This is a genomic window from Streptomyces radiopugnans, assembly GCF_900110735.1.
GTDB lineage: Bacteria > Actinomycetota > Actinomycetes > Streptomycetales > Streptomycetaceae > Streptomyces > Streptomyces radiopugnans.
Window position 1 is genome coordinate 87,532 of record NZ_FOET01000007.1, and the last position, 18,381, is coordinate 105,912.

General features: G+C 75.4%; 17 protein-coding genes. 9 read left to right on the forward strand and 8 right to left on the reverse strand.

The window, feature by feature from the left end:
• Positions 1–16 precede the first annotated feature (16 nt).
• From BMY40_RS15165 to BMY40_RS15175, 3 genes are read right to left on the reverse strand one after another with little or no spacing between them, the layout of a single operon-like run.
• A complete protein-coding gene (locus tag BMY40_RS15165; RefSeq protein WP_093659709.1) occupies positions 17–1,063 on the reverse strand; it encodes a phytoene/squalene synthase family protein in 1,047 nt (348 codons plus the stop codon).
• Positions 1,060–2,610 (reverse strand): phytoene desaturase family protein, encoded by a 1,551-nt coding sequence (crtI, locus tag BMY40_RS15170; protein WP_093659711.1) that lies wholly within the window; start codon positions 2,608–2,610, stop codon positions 1,060–1,062. The genes BMY40_RS15165 and crtI overlap by 4 nt, the downstream gene beginning before the upstream one ends.
• 21 nt (positions 2,611–2,631) lie before the next feature.
• Positions 2,632–3,942 (reverse strand): polyprenyl synthetase family protein, encoded by a 1,311-nt coding sequence (locus BMY40_RS15175; RefSeq protein WP_093659713.1) that lies wholly within the window; start codon positions 3,940–3,942, stop codon positions 2,632–2,634.
• A gap of 315 nt (positions 3,943–4,257) precedes the next feature.
• Between BMY40_RS15175 and BMY40_RS15180 the strand changes: the two genes are divergently transcribed.
• The 6 genes from BMY40_RS15180 (at position 4,258) to BMY40_RS15205 (ending at position 9,442) form a co-directional block, all read left to right on the forward strand.
• Positions 4,258–5,178: a MerR family transcriptional regulator gene (locus BMY40_RS15180; protein ID WP_093659715.1), complete on the forward strand. Its 921-nt coding sequence runs from the start codon at positions 4,258–4,260 to the stop codon at positions 5,176–5,178.
• A gap of 219 nt (positions 5,179–5,397) precedes the next feature.
• Positions 5,398–6,408, forward strand: coding sequence for a zinc-dependent alcohol dehydrogenase (locus tag BMY40_RS15185; protein WP_093659717.1), 1,011 nt, complete (start codon positions 5,398–5,400; stop codon positions 6,406–6,408).
• A gap of 114 nt (positions 6,409–6,522) precedes the next feature.
• Positions 6,523–7,269, forward strand: a complete 747-nt coding sequence (locus BMY40_RS15190; RefSeq protein ID WP_093659719.1) for a class I SAM-dependent methyltransferase — start codon at positions 6,523–6,525, stop codon at positions 7,267–7,269.
• Between the two features lie 171 nt (positions 7,270–7,440).
• Positions 7,441–8,319 carry a S1 family peptidase gene (locus BMY40_RS15195; RefSeq protein ID WP_218158300.1) on the forward strand — a complete coding sequence of 293 codons (879 nt, stop codon included), beginning with the start codon at positions 7,441–7,443 and terminating at the stop codon, positions 8,317–8,319.
• Between the two features lie 134 nt (positions 8,320–8,453).
• The gene (locus BMY40_RS15200) at positions 8,454–8,933 is read left to right on the forward strand and encodes a nucleoside deaminase (RefSeq protein ID WP_093659723.1); all 480 of its coding nucleotides are present in this window, start codon (positions 8,454–8,456) and stop codon (positions 8,931–8,933) included.
• 92 nt (positions 8,934–9,025) lie between these two features.
• Complete coding sequence (locus BMY40_RS15205) at positions 9,026–9,442, forward strand: hypothetical protein (RefSeq protein WP_245770106.1); 417 nt, start codon at positions 9,026–9,028, stop codon at positions 9,440–9,442.
• A gap of 40 nt (positions 9,443–9,482) precedes the next feature.
• On the opposite strand, the gene BMY40_RS15210 is transcribed toward BMY40_RS15205, so the two are convergent.
• Both BMY40_RS15210 and BMY40_RS15215 read right to left on the reverse strand, forming a co-directional pair.
• Positions 9,483–10,094, reverse strand: a complete 612-nt coding sequence (locus BMY40_RS15210) for an adenosylcobinamide amidohydrolase (RefSeq protein WP_093659938.1) — start codon at positions 10,092–10,094, stop codon at positions 9,483–9,485.
• Between the two features lie 145 nt (positions 10,095–10,239).
• Positions 10,240–10,593, reverse strand: coding sequence for a hypothetical protein (locus BMY40_RS15215; RefSeq protein WP_093659725.1), 354 nt, complete (start codon positions 10,591–10,593; stop codon positions 10,240–10,242).
• 263 nt (positions 10,594–10,856) lie between these two features.
• On the opposite strand from BMY40_RS15215, the gene BMY40_RS15220 reads away from it, so the two are divergent.
• Positions 10,857–11,285 (forward strand): OsmC family protein, encoded by a 429-nt coding sequence (locus tag BMY40_RS15220; RefSeq protein WP_093659727.1) that lies wholly within the window; start codon positions 10,857–10,859, stop codon positions 11,283–11,285.
• 118 nt (positions 11,286–11,403) lie between these two features.
• On the opposite strand, the gene BMY40_RS15225 is transcribed toward BMY40_RS15220, so the two are convergent.
• Positions 11,404–12,075 (reverse strand): class I SAM-dependent methyltransferase, encoded by a 672-nt coding sequence (locus BMY40_RS15225; protein ID WP_245770107.1) that lies wholly within the window; start codon positions 12,073–12,075, stop codon positions 11,404–11,406.
• Complete coding sequence (locus tag BMY40_RS15230; protein ID WP_093659729.1) at positions 12,072–13,091, reverse strand: NAD(P)/FAD-dependent oxidoreductase; 1,020 nt, start codon at positions 13,089–13,091, stop codon at positions 12,072–12,074. The genes BMY40_RS15225 and BMY40_RS15230 overlap by 4 nt, the downstream gene beginning before the upstream one ends.
• 82 nt (positions 13,092–13,173) lie before the next feature.
• On the opposite strand from BMY40_RS15230, the gene BMY40_RS15235 reads away from it, so the two are divergent.
• Complete coding sequence (locus BMY40_RS15235) at positions 13,174–13,770, forward strand: helix-turn-helix domain-containing protein (RefSeq protein WP_093659731.1); 597 nt, start codon at positions 13,174–13,176, stop codon at positions 13,768–13,770.
• A gap of 398 nt (positions 13,771–14,168) precedes the next feature.
• Here the strand turns inward: BMY40_RS15235 and BMY40_RS15240 are convergent, their stop codons facing one another.
• Positions 14,169–15,935, reverse strand: coding sequence for a cholesterol oxidase substrate-binding domain-containing protein (locus BMY40_RS15240; protein WP_093659733.1), 1,767 nt, complete (start codon positions 15,933–15,935; stop codon positions 14,169–14,171).
• Between the two features lie 597 nt (positions 15,936–16,532).
• Between BMY40_RS15240 and BMY40_RS15245 the strand changes: the two genes are divergently transcribed.
• Complete coding sequence (locus BMY40_RS15245) at positions 16,533–18,380, forward strand: phage tail sheath family protein (protein ID WP_093659735.1); 1,848 nt, start codon at positions 16,533–16,535, stop codon at positions 18,378–18,380.
• The last annotated feature ends 1 nt before the right edge of the window (position 18,381 follow it).

Below are 18,381 nucleotides of genomic sequence, written 5' to 3' on the forward strand. Positions count from 1 at the left end.
CCCGCACGGCGCTTGCTCAAGACAGCACTCCTCCTCGCTGCGCGTCCCGCTTACGGGGCCGCGGGGCTTCCTCCTGCTTCCGCGCGGGGTTTCGCGGGTGGCCGGGCACTCGCGGCAGGTCGCCGCTCACAGCGCCGCGGGCGCGGGACGCGGCCACGCCCGCCAGCCCGCCCAGCGCCACGGCGGCCCGGCGCCGGCGGGGGACCACGGCACGCCGGTGGAGCACCGCGTACCCGGCCGCCTCGATCCGGTCCAGGATGGCGCGGTAGAGCACGAACGCGGTGCGCACGCACGGCCGCGAGACCGGGTGCAGCATGGCGATGCCCGGCTCGGCCTCCCGGTAGACCCCCCGGGTGGTCTCGCACAGCTCCCGCAGCGCGGCCCGCACCCGGGCGTCGGTGCGCCCGGTGCGGCGGCACCACAGCAGCAGGTCGCGGTCGACGCCGTGGGCGGCCAGCCGGTCCAGCGGCAGGTAGATCCGGCCGCGGTCCAGGTCCTCGCCCACGTCCCGCAGGAAGTTGGTGAGCTGGAAGGCCACCCCGAGCGCCGCGGCGTGCGGGGCGGCCTCCTCGCGCGGCGCGACCGTGTCCAGCACCGGCAGCACCTGGAGGCCGATCACGGCCGCCGAACCGTGCATGTACACCCGCAGGTCGTCGAGGGTGGGGTACTCGGTGGTGTGCAGGTCCATACCCATCGAGCGCATGAAGTCGCCGAAGTGCGCCGGGTCGATGGCGTAGCGCGCGGCGGTGTCGGCCAGCGCGGCGATCACCGGGTGCCCGCCGCGCCCGGTGCGCAGGGCCCCGCGCAGGTCCTCCTCCAGCTCCGCCAGCGCCCGGGCGCGCTGCTCGGGGGAGAGGGCGGGATCGAGGTCGTCGACGATGTCGTCCGCCCAGCGCGCGAAGCCGTACAGGGCGTGGACGGCCGGGCGCTGGCGGGGTGTCAGCAGCCGGGTGGCCAGGAAGTACGTCCTGCCGTGGCGGGAGTTGAGTTCGCGGCAGCGGGTGTAGGCCGCGCGCAGCGCCGGGTCGTGGACGCCCGCCGCGTCCAGCTCGCGCGCCGTCATACGGCCGCTCCCTCGGCCGCGCCGGCACCGGTGGGCGCCTGCGCCGCGCGCCCGGGCGGGCGTGGACGGCCGCCGCCGGTGATGCGGGCGGCGGCGAGCTTGCCGGAGACCACCACCGTCGGCACGCCCACCCCGGGCGTGGTGCCGCAGCCGGCCAGGACCACGTTCTCCCAGCCGCGCGGCAGGTTCCGCGGCCGGAACGGGCCCGTCTGGGCGAAGGTGTGCGCGGCGGAGAACGGGGTGCCGGCCGCATGCCCCTGGCGTGCCCAGTCGGCCGGGGTGACCAGGTGCTCGGCCTCGATCGCGTCGCCGAAGCCGTCCAGTCCGCGGCGCTCCAGCTCGGCGACCAGTGTGTCGCGGTAGCGGGGGCCGACGCGGTCCCAGTCCCGGGGACCGGTGACCAGATTGGGGCAGGGCGCGAGCACGTAGTGCAGGTGCCTGCCCTCCGGGGCCAGCGCGGGATCGGTGGCGGTGGGCCGGGTGATCAGCAGGGAGGGATCGCTCATCAGCTCGCCGGTCCGGGTGAGCTGCCGGAACGTCGACTCCCAGGCGGAGCCGAACGAGATTGTGTGGTGGGCCAGTTCGGGCCAGGTGCGGTCGCCGCCCGTGTGCAGGACGACCGCCGAGGGCGCGTACCGCAGCGGCACCGGGCGGCGCGGCGCGCCGCCCAGCAGGCGGTGGGCGACCGGCAGGTCGCAGGTGAGGACCACCGCGTCGCAGGCGATGCGCTCCCCGCGGGCGGTGCGCACCGCCGCGGCGCGTCCGCCCGGCGAGCGCTCCAGTTGCGTCACCTCGGAGCCGTGGACGAAGCGGGCCCCGGCGCCGGCGGCGGCCTCGGCCATGGCCCGGGGAACGGCGTGCATGCCGCCGCGCGGGAACCACACCCCGGCGACGGTGTCCATGTAGGCGATGACGGCGTACGCGGCCAGCGCCCGGGTGGGCGGCACCCCGGCGTACAGCGCCTGGAAGGAGAACACGCGGCGCAGCCGCTCGTCCTTCAGGAAGCGCGCGACGCGCCCGTGCCAGGTGCCGAACCCGCCGAGCGCGGCCAGCCTGGCCAGGTCGGCGCCCAGCAGCCCCAGCGGCGAGTCGAAGTTGGCGTCGATGAACGAGCGCATCTGCACCCTGTACAGCCGCTCCAGCCAGTCGCGCAGCCGCCGGTACCCGGCGGCCTCCTCCGGCCCGGCCACCCGGGCGATCTCGGCCTCCATGGCGTGCGGGTCCGTGTGCACGTCCAGGGAGTCGCCGTCGGCGAAACGGGCGCGGTAGGCGGGGTGGAGCCCGATCAGCTCGACGTGGTCGGCGAGCTTGGCGCCCACCGCCGCCATGGCCTCGTCGACCAGGTCGGGCATGGTCAGCACGGTGGGGCCGGTGTCGACGCGGTACCCCGCCCACTCCTCGCGCCCGGCCCGGCCGCCGGGCCCGTCCTCCCGCTCGACGACGGTGACCGAGCGCCCGGCGCCCAGCAGGTGCAGTGCGGCGGCCAGCCCGGCCAGCCCCGCCCCGACGATGACGACGTGGTCGCCCGGCCCGTGCACTCTTCTCATCTGGATTCCTTCGGCAGGTGTTCAGCGGGTGGAGAGGGCGGCGGCGTCACGGGGAGCGCCGCCGCGGGGGCGGTGGGCGAGGGCCGGTTCGCCCAGGACGGCGTACAGCAGCGCCGACAGCTTCCGGGCCGGGACCCCGTCGAGCTCGGCCTCCTCCAATGCGGCCAGCGCGTCGCCGGCCAGGCCGCCGATGCGCCGCTCGACGGCGTCACGGGCCCCCAGCTCGGTCAGCACGGCGCGTACGCGGTCCAGTTCCCCCTCGGTCAGCGCGGGGTTGCCGAGCGCGTGCTCCAGCAGCTCCCGGGCCGCGCGCCGGCCGCGGACGCGGGCCAGGCGCAGGCCGACGGCCATCAGATGGGTGGGCTTGCCCTGCCGCACGTCGTCGCCCGCCGGCTTCCCCGTGCGGGCCGGGTCCCCGAAGACGCCCAGGATGTCGTCGCGCAGCTGGAACGCCACCCCGGCGCACCGTCCCGCCCGCCGAAGGGCCGAGGTGGTGTGCGCGTCCGCGCCGGCCAGCGCTGCTCCCAGGTGCAGCGGGCGCTCCACGGTGTACAGACCGCTCTTGAGATGGGCGACACGCAGGGAGGAGGAGGGGGAGGGCGCGCCGGCCGCCTGCCCGTGCAGGTCCAGGTACTGCCCGGCCACCATCTCGGTGCGCATCGCCCGCCAGACGGGGCGGGCCCGCCGCCGGGCCTCCTCGGAGGGGGACGCCGCGTCCCACAGGTCCTCCGCCCACACCAGGGCCAGATCACCCGTCAGGAGGGCGGCGGAGGCCCCGAACGCCTCGGCGTCCCCGCGCAGGCCCCGGGCGCGGTGCCGGCGGGCGAGGGCCACATGGGCGGCCGGCGCGCCGCGTCGCAGCGGCGAGTCGTCCATCAGGTCGTCGTGCACCAGCGCGCAGGCCTGGATCAGCTCCAGCGCGGCGGCGGCGTGCAGCACGGCCTCCGCGTCGGCGTGCTCGGGTGTGCCGCCGCCCGCCCGCCAGCCCCACCACAGGAACGCCGGGCGCAGCCGCTTGCCGCCGCGCCGCACCAGGTCGATCAGGCAGTCGGCGACGTCGGCGGTGAACCGGTCGCTGATCAGCCGCGCGTCGGCCCGGCGCAGCGTCAGGTACTCGGTGAGCACGGCGTCGACGGCGGCCGCGACGTCGCGGTCGGGGCCGTGGGGGAGGGAGCCGCGGTCCGCGGGGCGGTCCGCGCGGGTCTCGTCCGGGTGACGCGGCGGCAGGGGCGCGGCCCGGCCGGGTTGCTCCCCTCCCAGGGCGGCCGGCGCGGGACGTGCGGGTGCGGGGCTGGCAGGGGCGAGGGCCAGGTCGGTGGCCTGGTGCCGCATCGCGGCTCCTTCCCGGCGCGGGGCCGAGACGCCCGGCGCACGTACGGACAGAAGTTTTCACACCCGAACATTGAAGACAATGTTCTCAGTTCGGGCGCTCTGGACGGGTGAAGCGCAGGCACCGCGCGGCGCGGATGGGCGACAGGAGGGGCGCGGTGCCGACGCACGTGTGACAGCCCCCTCCATGGCACACCGGGCCGTTCGGGTGGCCCGTCGCTCCGCGGGTGCCCGTGCCCGGCCGATTCAAACAAACTTGTGCAGAACTTGTACAGCAGGCGACTTGCGCCCGGTCCGACCTGGGCGGACGATGGCGCCATGTCTTCCGCTCATCCCTCCCGCGCCGCCGCGCGGCCGGCCTTCGATCAGGAGGCGGAGGAGATCCTGCTGCCGGTGGGCGTGGTGGCCGAGCGTCTGGAGATGAGCACCGCCGCGCTCCGTGCCTGGGAGCGCCGCTACGGCCTCGCACCCTCCGGACGGACCCGTGGCGGACACCGCCGCTACTCGGCACGGGACCTCGAACGGCTGGAGCGCATGCGCACGCTCGTCCGCCGGGGCGTACCCGCCGCCGACGCGGCCCGCGCGGTGGGCGCGGCCGGCCCGGCGGACGCACGGGCGGGTGTGGCGGAGCTGACCGAGGCCATGCACGCGCTGGACACCGCCGCCGTCCAGACGGTGGTGTCGGCCGCGCTGACCCGGCTCGGGGCCGCCGGCGCCTGGACGGCCGTGCTCGCGCCCGCCCTCACCGCCATCGGCGACCACTGGGAGGAGACCGGCCGCGGCGTCGAGGTGGAGCACGTCACCAGCGGCATCGTCGAAGGCGCCCTGCGCCGCCACGCCCAGGACCGCGCCGCCGCGCTCCCGCCCGCCCCCGACGCCCCCGGCCCCGTACTCCTGGCCGCCGCACCTGCCGAGCACCACACGCTGCCGCTGACGGCCCTGGCCGCCGCACTGGCCGAGGAGGGCCGCGCCGTGCTCCTTACCGGCGACCTGCCCGTCCCCGCCCTGACCGACGCCCTCGTCCGCGCCCGCCCCGGCGCCGTGGTGCTGTGGGCGCGCTCCCGGGGAACGGCCGATCTCTCCTGGCTGCGGAGCGCGCTGGAGACGACCTCCGCCCCCGTCCACCCCGCCGGACCGGGCTGGCCCCCGGGCATCCCCGGTGCCGCGGCCCCGCTGCACGACCTGCCCGGCGCCCTGGCCGCACTCCTGGGCGCGCCGGACGGCCGCCGCCCCGTCTGACCCGCCTCCGGTGCACCGGCCCGCGGGACCGGCGTACCGCCCGGCGTACCGCCACCCCCGCGGCCGTGCCGGCCGAGGCCGAAGGGCACCCGGAAGAGGGCCGTTCGGCCCCGCGGACTGCTCCTGTCGGACCTGCCGCCGTCCCCTCGCCGGGCGGGAGGCTTACAGACGAAGAACAGGACTCCGGTACGCCGGAACCGGACACGAGGAGCCAAGGCCATGAGAGCAGCAGTCGTCCGAACACTCGGCGCGCCCCTGGTGATCGAGGACCGGCCCGATCCGCGGCCCGGCCCCGCGCAGGTCAGCATCCGCGTCGAGGCGTCGGGTCTGTGCCACACCGACATCCACGCCGCCCGCGGCGACTGGCCGGTCAAGCCCAACCCGCCCTTCGTCCCCGGCCACGAGGGCGTCGGCATCGTCGAGCGGCTCGGTGACGATGTCACCCACCTGTCGGTCGGCCAGCGGGTGGCGGTCCCCTGGCTCGGCTGGGCCTGCGGGCGCTGCGAGCACTGCCTGTCCGGCTGGGAGACGCTGTGCGAGCGGCAGAAGAACACCGGGTACGGCGTCGACGGCGGACACGCCGAGATGATGCTCGCCCACGCCGACTTCGCCCAGCCGGTGCCCGACGGCATCGACCCGCGCGAGGCGGCCCCGCTGACCTGCGCGGGCGTGACGACCTACAAGGCGGTCAAGGTCGCCGGGGTGGGCCCGACCGATCTGGTGGCCGTCTCCGGGATCGGCGGGCTGGGGCACCTCGCCGTCCAGTACGCCAAGATCGCCGGAGCCACTGTCGCGGCCATCGACGTCACCGACGACAAGCTCTCCCTCGCCGGGGAACTGGGCGCCGACATCCTGATCGACGCCCGCAAGGAGGACCCGGCCGAGGTGCTCCGGCGGCACGGCGGAGCACACGCCGCCATCGCGCTCGCCGTCGACGACCGGGCGACGGAGGCGCTCCAGCGCGGCCTGCGGCGCGGTGGGAAGCTGGTGCTCGTCTCGCTCCCGGCGGGCGGCGCCCTGCGCGTCCCGGTCTTCGACACCGTGCTGAACGGCACCTCCGTCATCGGATCGATCGTCGGCACCCGGCAGGACCTCGCGGAGGTCTTCGCCCTCCACGCGGCCGGGCGCACGAAGGCGATCTACGAGACCCGCCCGCTGGAGGCCGTCAACGACTGCATCCAGGAGATCCTCGGCGGCCACGTCAGGGCCCGCGTCGTCTTCGAGATGTGACGCGCCGCCGGCCCCGGCCGGCCCGCCCTCCGCCCCTGCCGCAGCCCCCGCCGGCAGGGGCGGAGGGCTGCCGGGGGTGACGGGCGGGCCCGCCCGCTCGTTACGGTGGGCACCATGTTCACCGCCCAGGGCCCGACCCTCCCCGAACTCGCCGTGCAGGCGCTGTCGTCCGTCGAGCGCGGCTACGACCTGCTCGCGCCGAAGTTCGACCGCACGCCGTTCAGGACCTCGGACCGCCTGCTGGACGCCACCGCACGCGCACTCCAGCCGCTGGGGCCGTTCGGGACGGGCCTGGACGTGTGCTGCGGGACCGGCGCGGGGGTGGGCGTCCTGCGGCGGCTGTGCGAACGGCGGGCCGTCGGTGTCGACTTCAGCGCCGGCATGCTCGGCCGGGCCCGCGCCGCCCACCCGCGGTCCCCCGGCGGGCCGGCGGTGGACTGGGTGCGCGCCGACGTACGGAGGCTGCCCTTCGCCGGGGCCTTCGACCTGGCCGTCAGCTTCGGGGCGTTCGGGCACTTCCTGCCCCGGGAGCGGCCCGGGCTGTTCGCGGGGGTGCACGCGGCGCTCCGGCCCGGGGGCCTGTTCGCCTTCCCCGTCGGCGCGCCGCCCCCGGTCGGGTCGCGCGCGTACTGGACGCTGTGGGGTTTCGACGCGGTGATGCGGGTGCGCAACGCGCTGTGGCGTCCGCGGTTCGTCATGTACTACCGCACGTTCCCCCTTCCCCGGGTACGCCGCGAACTGGCCGACGCGGGGTTCGAGGTGGGCACGCTGCCGCTGGAGGAGCTCGGTCGGCGGGCGGGCGGCAGTCCCCGCTGCCGGCTGGTCGTGGCCCGGCGCGCCCGAGGGGGCGGCCGGGTGTGAGGGCGGGACGGGGAGGCGGTCTTGTACGGGCCGCCGGGCCGGTCCGATACTCGCTCCATTGATGTCAGGTACGCGTCATCAATGGCCTTCGGTGGACACGTCTCCGCGCGCCGCGCGACACCCCCCACGTGCCGTCGCCCACCGGCTTCCCCACCACGAGGAGGAGACCACGTGAGGACCAGGCGCACCACCAGAAGGAGCACCGCCCGCCGCACCCGGCTGCTCGCCGCCGCGATCGGCCTGGGAGTCGCCGCCGTGGCCACCGCGCCGAGTGCCACCGCGGCCGCCCCGCGCGCCTACGGCGCGGCCGAACTCTCCCGGGTGAGCGACGCCGTGCTCCGGACGGACGTCGACGGCATCGCCTGGCACGCCGACGACCGCACCGGACGCGTCGTCGTCACCGCCGACAGCACCGTCTCACCCGCCGACGTCGCGGCCCTGCGGAAGGCCGCCGGCGCGGACGCGGGCGCGATCAGGATCGAGCGGACACCGGGCGTCATCGCCCCGCTGGGCTCCGCCGGCGACGCCATCTACGGCAACGGCTACCGCTGCTCGCTCGGCTTCAACGTCCTCAGCGGCGGCACGTACCACTTCCTCACCGCCGGGCACTGCGGCGACGTGGTCGGCACCTGGTACGCCGACTCCGGTCAGCGCACGCTCATCGGCCCGACCGTGAAATCGAGCTTCCCCGGCAACGACTACGCCCTCGTCCGCTACGACAACACATCCCTGGGCCACCCGGGCGGATTCACCCCGGCCGACGCCTACGTGGGCCAGTCGGTCAAGCGCACCGGTTCCACCACCGGCACCCACAGCGGCACCGTCACCGCCCTGAACGTCACGGTCCGCTACAGCGGGAGCGGCACCGTCCGCGGCATGATCCAGACGAACGTCTGCGCGGAGCCCGGCGATTCCGGCGGCCCCCTCTACGACGGCTCCCTGGCCCTCGGCATCACCTCCGGCGGCAGCGGCGACTGCCGCAGGGGCGGCACCACCTTCTACCAGCCGGTTCCCGAGGCGCTCAGCGCCTACAGGGCGACCATGTACTGATCCGGCCGGGCGGGGGCCGTCCGCCCCCGCCCGCCCCGGAACGCCCGCCCGGCGGGGCGTCCGCGCGGCGGGGCGGAGCCCGCCCGGCGGGCGCAGTAGCATCCGGGCGGGAACCGCACACCGGGGAGGCCGTCATGGTGGACGATGCCGGGCTGCGCCATCTGCGCCGCTGCGTGGAACTGGCGACCGAGGCGCTGGAGGCGGGCGACGAGCCGTTCGGCTCCGTACTCGTCGGCGGGGACGGGACGGTCCTGGCCGAGGACCGCAACCGGGTCGCCCTCGGCGACCGGACCCGCCACCCGGAGTTCGAGCTGGCGCGCTGGGCCGCCGCCCACATGACACCGGAGGAACGCGCGGCGGCGACCGTCTACACCTCCGGCGAGCACTGCCCGATGTGCGCCGCCGCGCACGCCTGGGTCGGGCTGGGCCGCATCGTCTACGCGAGTTCCTCCGCGCAACTGGCCTCCTGGCTCGACGAACTGGGCGTGCCCGCGCCGCCGGTGCGGACGCTGCCGATCGAGGAGATCGCGCCCGGTGTCGCGGTGGAGGGGCCGGTACCCGGCCTCGCGCGGGAGGTACGCGAGCTGCACCGGCGCCTCCACGGCGCGGCCTGAGCCCGGGCGGGGACAACTCGGCCGCCGGGCAGGGTGGTTCGCCGGGGAGGGGCATCCCACGGCGCGGCGGCCCGCCGCTAGGATTCGGCTCCGTGCAGCAGCCATCCGAAACCCTGACGCCCCCTGCCCGCCGCCGCACGGGTGCGCTCGTCGCCGCGCTGGCGGCCGGAGTGGTGATCGGCGGCGCAGGCGTCGGAGCCGCCTGGGCCCTCACCGGCGGAAGCGGCGGCGCGGGCGGCCCCGAGGCCGACGCGCGGGCGGCGTGCGGCGTCCTGGAGCGCTTCGAGGAGTCGGAGTACGCGGAGAAGGGGCCGGCCGGCGAGGCGGCGCTCAACCGCTGGGGAGCGGCGCAGGCCCTCTCCGCCGCGGCGGCCGCGGGCGACGAGCGGTACGAGCCGCTCGCGGAGGCGCTGAGGAAGTCGTACCACCGGGTCCTCTCGGCCTTCGAGTTCGACGCCCGGGCGAAGGAGGACCTGGAGCGGGCACGCGGGATCTGTGCGGATCTGTGAACCGGTCCGCGCGGTGTCGAACCGTCCGGACCGTCAGCCGTCAGCCGCCGGCCGCCGCCGTACGCGTACAGGCCAGATAGGTCGCCCGGTGCACCGCACGCGCCAGGCGGGCGCCCCACAGGGAGCGGGGTCCGGCGAAGGGCTCGACGGCGGCCGGGCGGCCCGGCGGGGGCGGCGCGGCAGCGACGCACACCGCGTCGGTCGGCGTGCCCGAGGCGTCCACACCGGCGTCCCGCAGCGCCTGGACCTTGGCCTCGGTGGCCGTGGCCACGGCGTTGACCAGGGCGGCGTCCGAGAGCGCGACCGGCACCGAGACCAGGATGTTGATGGTCCCGGCGGGCAGCGGCCCACCGCTGCCCGCGCCCGGCGCCGCCGCCCAGCCGTGTACACCGATCCCGGCCGTGACCAGGGCCTCGACCCCCTCGTCCACCGCCAGGCAGCGGTCCAGCACCCGGGCCGCGGTCATCAGTCCCACGCCGGGGCCCTCCGCGCCCGCCCGCCCGGCCAGTTCGGCCAGGTGCCGCTCGGCGTCCAGCCGTGCGTAGCCCGGGGGCACCTGGACGTTGAGGACCCAGCCGCGCCCGCCCAGCCCGCCGCCCAGCAGCGCGCTGCTGATCATCCGCCGCTCGGCCCCGGGCCTCCAGAACAGCATCGGCCAGGAACCGCCCTGCTCCCGGTGGTGCAGGACGCGTACGTCGGCCAGGGAGCCGTGGTGGGATCGCAGGAGCACGCTGCACCCTAGCGCGGGGCGTGCGAGCGGGGGCGCGGGGTGCCCGGCCGCGGGGAGCGCCGGCGGATCAGCGGAACTCGTGGACCACCCGGATCCGTCCGGAGATGTGGGCGTTGAACTCATCGAGCTCCTCGGCCGGGACCCACAGTTCGAGGATGCTCTCCCCGCCGGCCTGCCGCACCGGATACCGGGACAGGAAGTCCGTCTCGACCTCGAAGCGTGTGACGAAGCCCGCTCCGTCGTGCTTCACGTTCCAGTCCCTGGCGATCCTGATCGCGTAGTCCTCGTTCAGCACCGGGTAGAAGATCGGCTGTTCGGGCAGGCGGGGCGGCCAGGCACGCCACCGCGACTCCCGCACCAGCGCCAGTTCCCCGGGCCCGGTCGGGCGCCACAGGGTCGTCGTCGGGGGCCGGCCGGTCATGGGCATCGCCTTCGGTGCGTGCGTGCGGGAGAGAAAGAGGAAGAGGAAGAGACGGATGTGTGCCGCCGTGTCGTACGGGAAGGGACGCTACCGGCGCCGCGGGCCGCGGGCCATCGGTTATCCCTCCCGCGGCCCGCGGACCCCCACCCCGGTGGGGCACGCGCCGGGCCCCTACCGTTTCGACGGGCCGGGGCCGTTCCACTGCATAAACTGATCACCGCAGATCTTTACTCTTCACTCACGACCCGTCAGGAGCGACCGCCATGGCAACCACCCGTACTGCCAAGACCCGCTGGGAAGGCAACCTCCTCGAGGGCAAGGGCAACGTCGCCCTCGAGTCCTCCAGGATCGGCACCTACGACGTGAGCTGGCCCGCCCGCGCCGAGGAGCCCGGTGGCAAGACCAGCCCCGAGGAACTGATCGCGGCGGCCCACTCCGCCTGCTACTCGATGGCCTTCTCGCACGGTCTGGCGGGCAAGGGCCACACGGTGGAGAAGGTCGACACCCAGGCGGACGTCACCTTCCAGCCGGGCGAGGGCATCACCGCCATCAAGCTGACCGTCCGCGCCACCGTCCCCGGACTGTCCGAGGAGGACTTCCAGGCGGCCGCCGAGGAGGCCAAGGCCAACTGCCCGGTCAGCCAGGCCCTGGCCGGTGTCAAGAACATCACCCTGGACGCCAGGCTCGTCTGACCCGCCGCGCCCGGGGCACGGCCCCGCGTACGACAGGGCCGGCCGGTGCCGCGTGTGCGGTGCCGGCCGGCCCGGCCGTGTCCCCGGAGCCGGCCCGGAGGGCCCATCCGGGGAGGGCTCAGCGGGAGAGGGACCGGCCGGGCCGCCGCCGCAGTTCGACCACGGCGTCCTCGAGGACCGCCCGCTGTCCGTCGGGCCCGGTCGCGTCGCGCCGGTACTCCCCGGTCACCAGCGGCTCCCACTCCTCCTCCGACAGGCCGAGCGAGCCGAGGACCTCCGCCGACGTGGGCAGGGGCGGGTGGTCGTCGTGGCCGTGGTCGGCCGCCCACGGGGGAGGACCGGCGTGCCCGACGACCAGCAGCACGCCGCCCGGCGACACGGCCGCCGCGGCGTCGCGCAGGATCCGCTCCCTGGGCAGCTCGACGGGGGAGGGGGCGTGGAGGAAGTGGGTGGAGACCAGATCGAAGACGCCCTCGGGGAAGGACTCGGCCAGATCGTGCCGCTGCCAGTCGATCCGGTCGGCCACACCCGCCCGCCGGGCCTGCTCGGCTCCGCGCTCCAGTGCGATCCCCGACACGTCGACCGCGGTGACGCGCCAGCCCTGCCGGGCGAGCCAGATCGCGTCGGCCCCCTCACCGCATCCCAGGTCCAGGGCGCTGCCCGGGGCCAGATCCGCCGTCTCACGGACCAGGACGGCGTTGGGCTCGCCGCTCCAGACCCGATCGCCCGCACCGTAGAAGTCGTCCCAGAACTCCCCGGCCGAGGCGCCGTCCATACCGTCGCCGCTCATCGCAGGACCTCCCTTCCCAGACCGGCGCGGGCCGCGACGGCCCGGGCGGTCTCCTCCTCCACCAGATCGGCGTTGATCGCCGCGGCGGCGCTCACACCCGCGGCGGCGGCGCCGACGACCTTCCCGGCCAGGTCGGCGACGTCCCCGGCCACCCACACCCCGGGGACGGCGGTGGCACCGGTCGCGTCGGCGGCGACGCGCTCACCGAGGACGTGGCCGCCTGCCGTCTGCTCGGCCGTCTCCAGACCCAGACCGGCCAGGAAACCCGCGCGGGCGGTGAAGCGCGGGGCGACCACCAGCGCCCGGCAGGGCACGGTCCGCCCGCCCGCGAGCCGTACGCCGGCGAGACGGCCGCCGCTCGTCTCCAGGCCGGTCACCTCGCCGTCGACGACCGCGACGCCCCGGGCGGCGAGCCGCTCGTACTCCCGGTCGCCGGGCTCGGGACCGATGTGCCGCAACAGCATCACGTCCGCGCTCCACTGCCGCCACAACAGCGCCTGCCGGACGGCCGCCGGCCCGGTGGACAGCACGCCGATCGGCAGGTCGCGCACCTCCCAGCCGTGACAGTACGGGCAGTGCAGGACGTCGCGCCCCCACAGCTCCGCCAGCCCCGGCACCCCGGGCAGCCCGTCGGCCAGGCCCGTGGCCACCAGCAGCCGGCCCGCCGCCACGGCGGTCCCGTCGTCCAGGGAGAGGCGGAAACCCCCGGCGGTCAGGCGCTCGGCGGCCGTGACGGTGCCCGCCGTGATCTCGCCCCCGTAGCGGAGCACCTCGGCGCGCCCGGCGGCCGTCAGTTCCAGGGGCGGTGTGCCGTCGAGCCCCAGATAGCCGTGGACACCGGCGGCCGGGGCGTTGCGCGGCCGCCCGGAATCGACCACCAGGACCGAGCGGCGCGCCCGGGCCAGGGTCAGCGCCCCGCTCAGCCCGGCGGCGCCGCCCCCGACGACCACCACGTCGTAGAGCCGCTCGGCGTCCCGGACGGGTGGGACCGCGGAGGGCCCGTCATATCCGGTCATGTCTCTCCTTCCGTCATACGGCAAGCCTCCGCCCGTGCCCATCCGCTTGACAAACATCTTTGCCGGATCGGCAAATGGGAAGATGGCCGACGACGACCTCGAGAACGTCCTGACCGGTGTGGGCCCCAGGCTGCGGACCCTGCGCCAGGCGCGCGGCGCCACACTCTCCCAGGTGAGCGAGACGACCGGGATCTCGCTCAGCACCCTCTCGCGACTGGAGTCGGGGCAGCGCAGGCCCACCCTGGAACTGCTGCTCCCCCTGGCCAAGGCCTACCACGTCCCGCTGGACGAACTCGTCGGCGCGCCCGCCACCGGCGACCCCCGCGTCCACCCCCGCCCCTTCACCCGGTACGGGCAGACCTTCGTACCGCTGACCCGCAGCCTGGGCGGTCTGCACGCCTACAAACAGATCATGCCCGCCGGGTACGGCGGGGGAGGGCGGCCCGAGCAGCAGACGCACGAGGGCTACGAGTGGCTCTACGTCCTGTCCGGGCGGCTGCGGCTGGCCCTGGGCGAGCACGACCTCGTCCTCGGCGCGGGGGAGGCCGCCGAGTTCGACACCCGTACCCCCCACGGCTTCGCGAACGCCGGGGAGCGGCCCGTCGAGTTCATCAGCATCTTCGGGCCGCAGGGCGAGCGGATGCACGTACGCGCCCGGCCCTCGAAGGGCGCGGGGTGAGGGCCGCCGCGCACGCCCGGAGGTACGGGCGGGGGCGCGGCGGGCGGAGCCGGGACGGCCGCGGCGGGCGGCGCCTGCCGGCCGGGCGCGGGACCTGCCCGCGGCCCTGTGCCGGTCAGCGGCCACCGGGGACCGGACGCCGGAAGAGGCGGCGCCGGTCCTCGATGTCGGTGCCCCGTCCCCCGCCGCCGCCGATGGTCATGGCTCCCGGGGCCGGCTCGCTCACGCGCGGACCGGTCCTGCCGAACAGCGTTTACCGCATGGTGCTCCCCCTCGCGTCGGTCCTGTGCGGGAACCTGCGGCGGCCTCGCGCCGGACCCTGCGGGCTGGAGCGCGCTCCAGCGCAAACCACCGGCGGCGGGCCGGACCGTGCGCCGGACCGCGCGCCGGGCGGCATCTCAGGCGCCGCCTCGGTCCAGCAGCCGGTCCAGGAAGGGGTTGGTGAACACCCGGTGCGGATCGAGCCGGTCCAGCGCGGCCACCGCACCGTCCCAGCCGGGCAGGGAAGCCGGCACCGCGGTGCCGATGACCTCCTGGTCGTCCCAGGCGGCCCGGTCGGTGTAGGCCCAGCCCTTGGACCACTCGACCCTGGCCAGCGCGTACGTCCCGTCGAAGGCGCGCAGCAGGAAGCGCTCCAACTCCCGGTAGAAGGACGGCGCGTCGGGTGTGCCGGGGAGGGTGAGCACGTCCAGCCAGACGGCCGTGTCCCACTCCGGGCGGTCGGGCACCGGACGCAGCGCGGACAGCGCCGGGACCTGTGCGCCGGGCACGTCGGCCTCCTCCGGCCGGTCGAGCCCGGTGACGCGTATCTCCACCGACCCGTTGACCGGGAAGCGGCCCTCCGCCGCGTACGCGGCGAGCCGCTCCCGGTAGAACGCCGTGAACTCGGCGACCACCCGCTGCACCCGGGACCGGGCGGTCACCACCGCGTACCCGTTGGCCGTGATGCGCAGGGTGGTGGGCTTGATGTAGAGCAGGGTGTTCTTCGAGGGGCCCCACAGGTCGGCGGAGGCCGTGGCCACCAGCCCGGCCGCGGCGGCGGTGGACTGGGCCTCGCCCAGGGCGGGGGCCAGATACCAGGCGGCCTCCGTGACCATCGTCCCGGCCAGGTCCGCCAGGGGCCTCGGAACGTTGTCCGAGAAGGGGTAGTTGTACGGCCGGTCGACCGGCCGCGAGGTGAGCGGGCGGCCGGGGGAGACGCTCCACACCTTCAGCCAGGGGTGCTCGCTGAAGGCGAACCAGATCGCCTCGACCCGCCCGGTCTCCTCCACGAAGGAGGCGAGGGTGCGTCCGCCGCGGCCCGGCGGGGCGAACAGCTCGGTGGCGGGTATGTCGGTGCGGCTGACGCACCGCAGGTTGTCGTTGCCGCCAACGCGCAGCACGGCCTCGGTGGCCAGTGCCCGGCCGAGGTGGGCGAGCAGGACGGCGCAGTCGGGGTGGTCGCGGTCGAAGGTCCGGGCGGTGTACTCGCCGCCGTCCGCGTCCCACACGACCGCGGTGAGCGACAGGACGCGGTTGCTGAGCGAGCCGTAGGTCCCGCCGGGGGCGCGTACCTCACCCCGGGCGGGGACGGCGGTGCCGTGCGCGTCGACGGCGAGTACGCCGCCGAGCGTGAGGTCGCCGGGCGCGGGAGCGGCGGTCAGACCGAGGCCGTGCTCCTCCAGGCGGGTCAGCAGCTCCTCCATCGACACGCCCGCGCCGGCCCGCACCGACGCGGGCGAGCCCGCCGGTGCGCTCACCCGGACGTCCGTCAGATGGCGGGTGGTGTCCATCAGCAGCACCGGCCGCCCGTCCCGGGCCCCGTCCGCGAGGGTCAGAGGCGACCAGCCGTGGGAGTGGCCCCGCGGTCGTACCGTCCAGCCGTTGCGGTGCGCCCAGTTCACCACGGCGACCACCTGGCCGGTGTCGCGAGGGGCGCACGCCCACAGGCCGTCGGAGACCGTCTCGCCCGACCAGTTGCGGTAGGGGGAGCGGTAGAGCCGGACCTGCTCGGGGAAGCCGGAGGGATCGGTGCCCGAGACGCCAGGGACGCCCGGGACGTCAGCGGCGCCTCCGGCGAACGCCGGCGCGGCGGCCGGTGCCGTCGCGCCGGTCACCGTCAGCCCCGTCGCCGCCCGCAGGAGGCGGCGTCTGGTCCACCGTTCGTACGGCCCTCGATCATTCATGCGGACACGCTAGGACCCGGAGCGCCCCATCGAGCCGTACGGGCGGTGGTTTCACCCGTACGGGGTACCGGGTCCCCGGGCCGCCGACCGGCCCTCCGCGGGTCGGCCGCACGGCCGGCCGGAGCGGGCGTGGACCGGTTCCGGCCATGGCGCCGGGCCCGGCCCGGTCCCCGGGCCGCACGGGATCCGGCGCGGGCCTGCGCCGGCCGCAAATCGACGCGCCGAAGGGGTCGCGCATTCGTCCTGTTATCGATGCTCGATTTCCTGGAACAGGTTCCTCGTTGATCTTATTTCCATATCTTTTAATGTCTATAAATCGGCTCGTGCAGGCGGAATTCGAGGAAGTGGCGCGCCGGCCGAACTCACTTTCCGGATGACCGAAACCCCTCCTTGACCCGTCGTGCAGCAGGGCTCGACACTTCCTGGGGAACTCATGCATCAGGGGTTACGGGCCGCCCGGCCCGGCCGTGCGAAACCGACCGCGCACGGGGTGTGTGACGGGGGAATTGAACAAGACGCGCGCAGTGCGTCGCCGCCTGCGCGCATTCTCTTCACTCTTTCTCCTCAACCCTCGGTGCGCGAAGGGAATGGAGGGGAATGCCGGTGCAAACGGGCCATCCCGGCGTATACATCGAGGAACTTCCCAGCAGCGTCCGCACCATCTCGGCGGTCACCACCTCGGTCACCGCTTTCGTGGGCCACACCCGCCGAGGTCCACTCAACCGGCCGGTGAGGGTCACCAGCTTCGCAGACTTCGAGCGCCGCTTCGGCGGGCTCACCGCGCAGAGCGCCGTCGCCTACGCCGTGCACCAGTTCTTCGGCAACGGCGGCACCACCGCGGTGGTCGTGCGCGTCGCCGCGGCCGGCACCGGTGAGGAGGCCTGCACCACCCTGGAGTCGACCGAGGGGCACAGCGCCTGCCCCGTGATGACCGTGCACGCCAAGGAGCCCGGTGTCTGGGGCTCCCGGCTGCGCCTGGCCGTCGACCACGACACCCGCGACCCCGAAGAGACCTTCAACCTGCGGATCCTGGACGCGGACGGCAGCACGCGCGAGACCTTCACCGGCCTGTCCATGGACCCGGGCCACGGACGACACGCCGAGACGGTGGTGAACGCCGGCTCCGCGCTGGTGCGGGCCGACGTCATCGGCGAGGGCAGGCCGGACCCGTCGGGCACGGTCTCCAAGCCCTTCGCCGACGAACTGCCCGGCCTCGCCGTCGAGCTGACCGTGAAGATCGGCGACGTGGAACGCGAGTTCACGCTCCACGACCCCGACCGGGACGGCGAGCCCCCGCGGAACGTCGCCGAACTGGCCCTGCTCCTGGAGCGCAAGCTGCGCGCCCTGCCGGACGCGCCCGGCAGGCGGGCCTTCGCCGGTGCGGAGGTCACCGCCTTCGGCAGCCGCCTCCAGGTCGTCGCCGGCTCCACCGACCCCCGCGACACCGTCCGCTTCCTCGGCGAGTGCGCCAACGACCTGGGCCTGGAGGCGACCGTCAACCCCCCGGTCTTCCCGCTGGCCGGAGGCGCGGACGGAGACCCGCCCGGCCCGCGCGACATCGTCGGCGACGAGGCCGGCAAGACCGGGCTCCACGCGCTGCGCGACGTCGACGATGTCAACCTGCTGTCGCTTCCGGAACTCGCGGCCTACGACTCCACCGACGACATGATCACGGTGATCTCGGCCGCACAGGCGCTCTGCCGGGAGCGGCGGATCTTCCTGCTCGCGGACGCCCCCGGCTCCTGGGCCGACGTCGACAGCGTCCGCGCCGGGCTGAGCGCCTTCGACCCCGTACGGGACGGGCAGACGGCGCTGTACTTCCCCCAGTTGCAGATGACCGACCCGCTCACGGGACGGCTGCGCTCCTTCCCGCCCTCGGGCGCGATCGCCGGCGTCTGCGCCCGCACCGACGCCGAGCGCGGCGTGTGGAAGGCGCCCGCGGGCACCGAGGCCCGGCTGGCCGGCGTCCGCTCGCTGAGCGTGCGGCTCACCGAGCGCGAGAACGCCCTGCTGAACCCGCTCGGCGTCAACTGCCTGCGCACCCTCCCGGCCGTCGGATCGGTGGTCTGGGGCGCCCGCACCCTCCAGGGCGCGGACGCCCTCGACAGCGAGTGGAAGTACGTCTCCGTGCGGCGGCTGACGCTGCACGTCGAGGAGAGCCTGTACCGCGGACTGCAGTGGGTCGTGTTCGAACCCAACGGCGAGCAGTTGTGGCAGCAGATCCGGCTGGACGCCTCGGCCTACCTCAACACCCTCTTCCGGCAGGGCGCGTTCAAGGGCGCGACCCCGCGCGAGGCGTACTTCGTCAAGTGCGACAGGGAGACCACCACCGACGAGGACGTCGCGCGCGGTGTGGTCAACGTCCTGGTCGGGATCGCGCCGGTCAAGCCCGCCGAGTTCGTGGTCGTCAAGATCCAGCAGACCGCCGGACAGTTCGAGATTTAGG